Annotated in this window: 8 protein-coding genes; all 8 read left to right on the forward strand. The window is 64.7% G+C overall.

Annotation, left to right across the window (positions count from 1 at the left end; genetic code table 11):
* The first annotated feature begins 9 nt into the window (after positions 1-9).
* On the forward strand, positions 10-1,206 hold the full coding sequence (gene trpB, locus EII35_RS08375) for a tryptophan synthase subunit beta (RefSeq protein WP_125228010.1): 1,197 nt from the start codon (positions 10-12) through the stop codon (positions 1,204-1,206).
* 2 nt (positions 1,207-1,208) lie between these two features.
* Positions 1,209-2,276 carry an AAA family ATPase gene (locus EII35_RS08380; protein ID WP_125228011.1) on the forward strand — a complete coding sequence of 356 codons (1,068 nt, stop codon included), beginning with the start codon at positions 1,209-1,211 and terminating at the stop codon, positions 2,274-2,276.
* Positions 2,273-4,084 (forward strand): vWA domain-containing protein, encoded by a 1,812-nt coding sequence (locus tag EII35_RS08385; protein WP_125228012.1) that lies wholly within the window; start codon positions 2,273-2,275, stop codon positions 4,082-4,084. The genes EII35_RS08380 and EII35_RS08385 overlap by 4 nt, the downstream gene beginning before the upstream one ends.
* 1,887 nt (positions 4,085-5,971) lie before the next feature.
* On the forward strand, positions 5,972-6,193 hold the full coding sequence (locus EII35_RS15905) for a hypothetical protein (protein ID WP_125228013.1): 222 nt from the start codon (positions 5,972-5,974) through the stop codon (positions 6,191-6,193).
* A gap of 144 nt (positions 6,194-6,337) precedes the next feature.
* The gene (locus EII35_RS08395) at positions 6,338-7,594 is read left to right on the forward strand and encodes a hypothetical protein (RefSeq protein ID WP_125228014.1); all 1,257 of its coding nucleotides are present in this window, start codon (positions 6,338-6,340) and stop codon (positions 7,592-7,594) included.
* Positions 7,591-7,809 (forward strand): hypothetical protein, encoded by a 219-nt coding sequence (locus EII35_RS08400; protein WP_125228015.1) that lies wholly within the window; start codon positions 7,591-7,593, stop codon positions 7,807-7,809. Before EII35_RS08395 ends, EII35_RS08400 begins: the two co-directional genes overlap by 4 nt.
* Before the next feature lie 231 nt (positions 7,810-8,040).
* Complete coding sequence (locus tag EII35_RS08405) at positions 8,041-8,904, forward strand: hypothetical protein (protein ID WP_125228016.1); 864 nt, start codon at positions 8,041-8,043, stop codon at positions 8,902-8,904.
* 257 nt (positions 8,905-9,161) lie between these two features.
* Positions 9,162-9,357: hypothetical protein (locus tag EII35_RS08410; RefSeq protein ID WP_148098937.1), on the forward strand; the 196-nt coding region annotated here is incomplete at its 3' end.

Consider the following 9,357-nt stretch of genomic DNA (forward strand, 5'->3'; position numbering starts at 1 on the left):
ATGCCGCGCATGACTTCGCTGATCGACGCCGACGAGGCCGGGTTCTTCGGGGACCACGGCGGCCGCTTCGTCCCCCCGCACCTCGAGACCCCGATCGCCGAGGTCGCGGCGGCCTACGCGGAGGCCCGCCAGGACCCGCAGTTCCAGGCCGAGTACGAGGCCCTGCTCGCGGACTACGTCGGTCGGCCGTCGCCGCTGTTCCTGGCCGAGGGGCTGACCCGGCACCTCGGCGGCGCGAGGATCTATCTCAAGCGTGAGGACCTCAACCACACCGGCGCCCACAAGATCAACCACTGCCTCGGCGAGGGGCTGTTGGCGAAGCGGATGGGCAAGAAGAAGCTCATCGCGGAGACCGGCGCAGGGCAGCACGGGGTGGCCCTGGCGACGGCGGCCGCCCTGCTCGGGCTGGAGTGCGAGATCCACATGGGATCGATCGACATCGCCAAACAGCGGCCGAACGTGGTGCGGATGGAGTTGCTGGGCGCGAAGGTGGTTTCGGTGGAGTCCGGCGGGCGTTGCCTCAAGGATGCCGTCGATTCGGCCTTCTCGGTGTTCGCCTCCGACTACCACGACACGTTCTTCGCCATCGGGTCCGTGGTGGGCCCGCACCCCTACCCGTCGATGATCCGCGACTTCCAGTCGATCGTCGGTCGGGAGGCCCGGGGTCAGATCCTCGCCAAGGAGGGGCGGCTGCCCGATGTGCTCGTCGCCTCGGTCGGCGGCGGGTCGAACGCACTCGGGTTGTTCACCGCCTTCCTGGAGGACGAGTCGGTGCGGATCTTCGGGGTGGAGCCCGGTGGCAAGGACCTCGACGTCGTCGGCGAACATGCCGCCACGATGACCTTGGGCACCCCGGGAACCCTCCACGGCATGCGGACCCTGGTGCTGCAGGACACTGACGGGGAGACCTGGCCGGTGCACTCCATCGCCTCGGGCCTGGACTATCCGGCGGTCGGACCGCAGCACGCCTTCCTCAAGGATGTCGGACGGGCCGAGTACGTCTCGGTCAGTGATGCCGAGACCCTGGAGGCGTTCCAGCTGCTGTGCCGCACGGAGGGGATCATTCCGGCGCTGGAGTCGTCGCACGCGCTGGCCCACGCGGCCCGTCTCGCGCCGACGATGGGCGCGGACGAGATCATCGTCGTCAACCTGTCGGGTCGCGGCGACAAGGACATCGACTACGTGGCCGAGAAGCTGGGACGCTGAGGATGCAGGCCGCAGCGACGCTGACCCCCAACGAGTTGAGCGAGTTCCTCCTCAACGTCGCCACCGTGCGGCCCGTGTTCATCTGGGGGCCGCCCGGGATCGGCAAGTCGGCGCTGGTGGAGAGGTTCGCCGAGTCGGTGGGGTTGGCGTGCGTGTCGCTGCTCGGCAGCCAGCTGGCACCGGAGGACCTCATCGGGGTGCCTCAGATCACCGATGGCGTCACCCGCTTCTGCCCGCCGGCACTCATCGCCCGTGACGAGCCGTACTGTCTGTTCCTCGACGAGCTCAACGCCTGCTCGCAGGACGTCCAGAAGGCGTTCTACAGCCTCATCCACGACCGTCGGATCGGCGAGTACGAGCTGCCGGAGGGCTCCGTCGTGATCGGGGCGGGCAACCGCGCCCAGGACTCGGCGATCGTCAAACCGATGTCGTCGGCGCTGATGAACCGCATGGTGCACGTCCACATGCGGGTCTCGGCCAGCCAGTGGCTGGAGTGGGCGGCCGGGGCGGGCATTCACCCGATGGTGATCGAGTACCTGACCCAGCGTCCCGATCACCTCTGGAGCCAGCCGCCGCGCCACGAGGAGCCGTTCTCCACCCCGCGGTCGTGGCACATCCTGAGCGACGCCCTGCACGGCTTCAGCGACGACGCCCCCGCGCACATGGTGGAGGCCATCTCGTCGGGTTGTCTCACCCCGCAGCACGCCGCCCAGTTCCGGGCCTTCGCGAAGCTCGCCGACGACCGGCACCTGCTGGACGCCATCCTCAAGGGCGACGCGTCGTGGCCGTCGGATCCGAAGGACCGCGACATCCTGTACTTCCTGGCGCAGGCGTTCCGGGCCCGGCTGCTGAAGACGCTGCCTGCCGCCAAGAACCAGGCGAGCGGCGACGTGCAGGCCCTGGTCCACACGTCGAAGGGGCTGTTGAAGCAGTTGGCCCAGATCAGCCTGGAGCTGGCGCAGATCGTCGTGGCCGAGGAGGGCGGCGAGATGCTGCCGTCGTGGTACATGGTCGAGGTGGTGCGGGACCTGCCGCGGCTCATCGAGAAACGTCCCGACCCGAAGCAGTGAGCCGCACCAAGTCGCGGATCACCCCCGCCCAGCAGGCCTGGGAGGACGGGGTTCGCCTGGCGGGCCAGCACCCGGTGTTCGGTCACCTGCTGGATCGCATCTCGCTGCACCGACGCGAGGGGGGTTACCATCCGGAACGCGGTCACCTCAAGGTGGCGCGTGAACACGCCCTCCACATCCACCCGAAGCGCCTGGCAACCCCGGAGGAATGGGCGTTCGTGCTCGCCAGGGCCAGCCTCTACTACGCCATGGAGCTGTGGCGGCCCGATCGTGGTGACTGGGTGGCGTGGTCGGCCGCCTGCGACGTCGTGACCACCCGGTTCGTCACGGGGCTGAAGTTCGGCCGCACCCCTGAGGGGATGCAGCTGCCAGCGGACCTGCCGCAGTGGGACGAGCAACGCTGGTACCGGGAGTTCACCACGCAGGGCATTCCGGGGTGGGCGGCGACGTTGTCCCTGGCCGGGCCGGATGTCCCCAGTATGGAGTCCCCGTCGGGGTGGATCCGCTGGTGGCAGGAGCCGACGTGGCTGTCGTGGCCGAAGGTGTTCGCCGAGGGCATCGCCGAATCGGTGACCCAGGCCGTCGAGATGGCCGCCGGGCTGCGTGAAACCTTCGGCCACGGGGGGTTGCGGGAGCGGCCGGACAAGCTGTCGGCGACCACACTGCGGGCGCGCGACTGGTTCACCTCGTCGTTCCCGCTGCTGGCGAGCATGGTGGCCTCCTTCACCTTCGTCGAGAACGTGGAGATCTGCCAGCGGGAGAAGGTGATGATCGCCGCCGTCGACGAGGAGCTCGGCACCATCTACCTCAACCCCGCGGCGGGGCTGGGGGTGGAGCAGACGAAGTTCGTCATCGCCCACGAGGTGCTGCACGTGGCGCTGCGGCACCATTCCAGGCGGGCGGGCCGGGACCCGTTCCTGTGGAATGCTGCCTGCGACTACGTCATCAACGACTGGCTGATCCAGATGCAGGTCGGTGAGGCCCCCGACCACGGGTTGTTGTTCGACGAGGAGCTGCGGGGGCTCTCGGCGGAGGAGGTCTACGACCGGATCGTCACCGACATCCGACTGAAGCGCAAACTCATGACGTTGGCCGGGAAGCAGGGCGACATGCTGGAGCGGCCGCTGATGGAGGGGACCCCGTGGTTCACCGACCTCGACGCGTTCTGCCGCGACCAGTTGGGCAAGGGCCTGATGCTGCACCAGCAGCAGGAGCGTGGCTTCCTGCCGCTGGGGCTGGTGGAGGAGATCAAGGCGCTGCTGCAGCCGCCGATCCCGTGGGAGGTGAAGCTGGCGCAGTGGTTCGACCGCCACTTCCCCGCCGTCGAGACGCACCGGACGTGGAAGCGGCTGAGTCGTCGTCAGTCGAGCAGCCCTGACATCCCGCGCCCGCACCGGGAGCCGGATTTCGTCGACGGCCGGACCTTCGGGGTGGTGCTGGACACCTCCGGCTCGATGGAACGCAACACCCTGGCCAAGGCCCTGGGGTCGATCGCGAGCTATGCGGAGGCGAAGGAGGTGCCCTACGTCCGGGTGATCTGCTGCGACGCGGCCGCCTACGACCTCGGCTGGCTGGCGCCGGGCGACATCGCGGGCCGGGTACAGATCAAGGGCCGGGGCGGCACGGTGCTGGCGCCGGGGGTGCGGAAGCTCGTCGAGGACCCGGACTTCCCGAAGAACGGCCCCATCCTCATCATCACCGACGGCGACTGCGACGTCTTCACCGTCCCCCGCGACCACGCCTTCCTGGTCCCGAAGGGCTGCCAGCTGCCGTTCCGCCCCAAGGGAGACCTCTTCGAGATGAGCTGATCATCAGAGTTCAGACCCTGTCTGCCCCCCAGGGCATGAGGATGCGCTAGAGTGGAGTACCTGAGAGGGCATGTGGAGAGGGGGACCGCCACCGCAGCCTCCTGAATTGGCGGGCAACCAAGAGCTCACCAGATCGCCCGTTGCCGAAAGACAACATCAGCAGGATGACCGTCGCGGATTCACCCATCCACACACCGTCTTGCCCCCCTCACCGTCGAGGACCTTCTCGGAGGTAATCATGCCCAGCATTTCAAGGCGCAACTTAGAGGGTGCGAGGATAGGGGGATCGTGACGAGGATCGTCACGGTGGCTGCCTGGCAAGGCGGACGACGAAGAGCGCACTGGATCGTGCGTTCAAGGAGGACAACACAGCCAGGGGGTCACCGGGGCGACCGCAGTAGATTCACCTATCCTCGCACCCTCTTACTCCGCACTGCCACGGCAGGCTCCTTTCTCTCCATCGCAGGGACAGCCCCGGCAAACGCAGAGACCACGCCTGCCGATTGGCGAACAGAAATGGTCAGAATTCACTTACCTGAATCCGCCGGAACTTCTTTCCACATCAAAGAGCTGCTCTCTGGCCCCAGTTCCCACTTGGAATTGTGGGAGTTGGAGCCAAGCGGGTACATGCTCGCCGACGCGAGGCATCGCATAATGCTGGAATGCTCTTCCACAGCCCCCAGCCCACTCCGCAACTTCGCGTCAAATAACGCAGCCTACCTAGGATTGGGAGAATATGTGGTCGAGACCCGAGGGTCCCGGTTCATCAATGCCCTGAGCGGAGCCCCTCGCACCCCCTTGAGCAACTCTCGAACAGGTGAGGCAGTTGACGAGATCGTAACGCAGGCGCAATCCGAAAGCCCACTGTCTTCATCACCCCCAAACCACTCCAAATCCTTGGAAGTACCTCCACCAGTCGGAAGCAATGCAAGATTTCGCATCCCCAAGTATGGCTACATCACAGGATGCACAGTCCTGCACAACACTCCCTCCGAAGGGCGATGCGGCTGGATTGCTGCAACAATCGTCATGCGATACTGGCACGCCCGATCAAGGGTTACGTTAATCCCGGCAGCACATCGAACTGGAAACAACATCAAACCAGTTTCAGGCGCAGATTTCGCAGACCTGATTCGAAGCGGAAAATCAATGGCATCGTGGGGCAAACCGGTCGCAGAAGCCCTGGCAGCGCACGCCACTCACAGGATGGGCGTCGCATCCCAGGCATGGTACAACTGGCTGAGCACGAACGTCGACTCCGCCCTCAATCAAGGAAGGCCAGTCATACTTTTTGGCAGACTTCCCGATGCCTACAAGGACGGCAGAACCATAGATCACGCAGTCGTCGCATACGGCAAATCAAAGGACGGCCACAACATAGTTCACTACACCTACAATGGTCGACAATCCGTGATTCTAAACTCTGGCCTGGTTGGCTCAAATACCCATTTCCTTCTAAGGTGACACCCGTGCATAAAAGAACATTTTTAATTCTTGCCCTTCTTTCGATTTCTACCTCCATTATATTGATGTCTTTACCTACATACGCGATGGTTTTTGGAGCCGAAGGTGGAGCCGAAGTCCTGAGGCCAACTCCTTGGTTCGACATCATACTTGTCGGCCATCTTGACCCCCTTCCCCTATTCAGCCTCCTTTCCAGTATTGCGCTTTGCCTTAGCCTACTGGCCTCACTTCGCTCTGGGCGCATCCATTGGTGGGCGCCAACTCTAACCCTCTTGGCGTCCCTTCTACTAATATTCTTCGGATATAGAGGGAATTCAGCTGGCCGCCTGATCGGCTTCGGGCAATGGGTTCCTCCACTGCTGTGCTCAGCAGGACTACTCGCTCTCTTGGCACGATTCACGGGACAAAGTTCAACCAAGTGACTTGCAAAAACCCGGGGACTGTTCAAAGTCGGGCGGCACGGTGCTGGCGCCGGGGGTGCGGAAGCTCGTCGAGGACCCGGACTTCCCGACGAACGGCCCCATCCTCATCATCACCGACGGCGACTGCGACGTCTTCACCGTCCCCCGCGACCACGCCTTCCTGGTCCCAAAGGGCTGCCAGCTGCCGTTCCGCCCCAAGGGAGACCTCTTCGAGATGAGCTGACCGGCCAGACCGGTGAACGATCCCGAGACCTCGTCAGGTGCACCTCACGGTTGGACCATCGGATGACGGGGATGGGAACGAACCGACAACGGAACCTCATCTAGACTCGGGCCGACCTCACGGTTCTCATGAAAGGGCTCGACGATGATCCTTGCCGGTTCCGCCTTCTGTTGTGACCTGCCTGAGGACTGGTCGGTGGCCCGGGAGCCCGGCTGTTCGATCGGCACCGCCCCGGAGACGCTCATGGGGTTCCGCCCGAACGTGGTGCTGCGGGAGTCGCAGGTCGATGAGGGTCCCGACACCCTGGCCGCGATCAGCCAGGCGAATCTGCGTGGGGTCGGCGACGGAATCCCCGGCACGTTGGTGCTGCAGGTCGATCCGTTGCAGCAGCACGGCGTGGAGCAGCGTCGCATCACCATGCTGTCCCCGGTCCGGCCCGAGGATGTCCACGGGAACACCATCTGCGTCATCAGCATCCAGCATCTCGCCGTCGCCCATGGTGTGGTGGCGGAGCTGACCCTGTCGTTGCCGTTGTTCGACTTCCAGCCAGGGGATCCCCACCATCAGATCCTCGAGACGTTGCGTCCGCTCCCTGATGGGCAACGTGGTCTTCCCCCGACCCGCTCGCAGGTTCCCGAACCGACGCTGGACGTGTGGGCCTCGAGCCACGACGGCGCGCCGCGCGAGAGTCTCTCGGTGGTGGCACTGCCCCGGCTGGTGCTCCCCGACGAGCCGATCACCATCGGCTCCGTGACGGCGGCTGCCCTCGTGAAAGGGGCACAACGGGGATTGATCCCTCGGCTCAAGGGCGAGGCGCGTGACGAGTTGGCTGAGGCTGGTCTGGTGGACCGCAAGGGCAGGTTGGCCGGGAACGGGTTCTGGTACGGCAGCCATTTCCACCAGGGGCTGCCGTGGCTGCTGAACACCACCGCACCGGCCAACACGGACTTCCGGTTCTGGATGACCGACTCCACCACGGTGTTCCTCTGCCCCCATCCGGAACTGGCGGGGAAGTTCCTGCTGGGTTGGGACACGACCTATGACTTCTTCCGCATCCTGTTGACCTGGGTCAGGCACCGCCCCTCCTGGCCGTTGGAGTTGAACCTGTCGCTGACCACAGAGCAGGTGCAGGCCAAGGTCGAGTCCGGGGCCGCCCCTCCCACCACCACGCCGGAGGCCGCGGAGTTCAGTGCCCAGCGCTGGAGCACATGGTCCCTCGACTGCCTGGCCGCCGACCGCACCGTCACCTGGTTCCACACCCCGTCCCGGGGTGACGTCCTCGCCTTCGCCGCTCCACCTCCGGATGAGCGCAGGCGGGTCATCCTGGAACAGGACCCGATGGACCCGCTCTGGGCTGCCCTGATCCGTGCCGTCATCACCGCATCGGAGGAACTCCTGTGACCACCCACCGGGTCCATGCCCCTTCCTGTTTCGAGATCTTCACCAAGGTGGAGGCCGAGGGTCGCAACGCTGCGCTCACCCACAAGTCCCTCTCCGGAGACATCGACGCCCTCGGCGCACTGTGCACCGGTGAGAGCAGCATCCTCGCCGCCAAACTCAACGGGCTCCAAAAGGAGGCCCGGAAAGGGGAGTCGTGCCGAGAAGCGACGCGGTGACCTCACCGGGGACGCTGCCATCTTCAGCGCAAAGCAGCTCGATCCAGACGCCGAGGACTACTCAGAGGGTGCGCGGTTAGGGGGATCGTGACGAGGATCGGCACGGTGGCTGCCTGGCAAGGCGGACGACGAAGAGCGCACTGGATTGTGCGTTCGAGGAGGACAACGCGGCCAGGGGGTCCCCGGGGCGACCGCAGTAGATGCGCCTATCCGCGCACCCTCTCAGACAAGGTGCAGGAGGGGGTCACACTCCAGGGACGCATCGACGCCCTCGTCGGCGAGTACAAGGCAGCCATCGACGAGTGCTACGGCCAGCTGAGCGCGATCAGCAACGACGGACTCCCAGGGGATCCTTCGATCTTGGACGTCATCGCACACGACAGCGCACTCACCGCTGGCACCACCGTGGCGGAGAGCCGCAAGGTCCGTATCCACCGTGCTGTCAGACGCTTCGTGGTCCGGATCGGGAAACGAGAGATCCGGCTCCCACCACACCGGGTGCAATGGAGGACAGGAGGTCGGTTCTGGGACAAGGCATGGTCCAAACCACCGGCTGCGCCCGGGGACTTCGGGACGAAGGCTCGTTCCGGCTTCCTCGAGACACTGGTCGGTCCGAAGCCGGGCCAGTACACCCGGCCGCATGTCTTCCGATCGGAGTTCAAGAATCTGCCCTTCGGGAAGGTCGGTGTCGGGGTCGAGAGCACAGTCACCACCAAGATCGGCACCTCCGGTTGGGGCCGCGCAGCGGGCCGAGGCCTCTTCGTCGCAGGAATCGTGCTCACCGTCGCCGAAGAGCACGACAAGGCGGACAAACGCTACCGGGAACAGAACCCCGAACTCACCGAGAGCCAACGACAGCTGAAGACCGTCGAGACCACCACCGTCCGCTCCACCGCGAAGATCGGAGCAGCAGTAACTACTGGCTTGGCAATCGGCGCAGCCATTCCGGTCGGCGGCCCCCTGATCGGCCTCGGCGTCGGACTTGTAGTTGGCCTTGGTATGAGCATCCCGGTTGGCAAGGACAAGACACTCGGAGATGCCATCGCTGACGTCGGAGAAGGAGCGTGGAACTTCATGAAAGGACTTTTCAGTTGATCGGCGCTCAGATGGTTCCACTGGTGATCGAGACGTTGACTCCTGGACATGTCTTTGCGAGTATTTTCCTCATCCTCCTCGGACTGTTTTCTTGGCGTCAAGGTTGGAAGGTCTACACCGAACCTGTGCCACGGTTCGTCACCAGCTACCGCGGCTGGTCCAGCCCTCTTCTGACCCTGCCCTACTCAGGAACCTGGTCATTCTGCATGGGAACCATCGCTTGGGCACCTGTTGCCCCACTGGCTCTCATGCGAATCATGAGTGTCATCTGGTTCCTCTGTGGTATCATCATGCTCCTCGGCTTCATCATCTGGTTCCCCCGGTTCCTGCTCCCACCCTGGTACCGCCGCGCACTCAAGGCGGGCATCCCCCGCCATGACCCCTACGCCATGGGAGCCTTCAAAGCCCTCCCCGTGGAGAAACAGAAGGCAGCAGCCCAAGGCCGCACACCAG

Origin of the sequence: Arachnia propionica (assembly GCF_003932785.1) — a bacterium.
GTDB classification, from domain to species: Bacteria; Actinomycetota; Actinomycetes; order Propionibacteriales; family Propionibacteriaceae; genus Arachnia; species Arachnia propionica_B.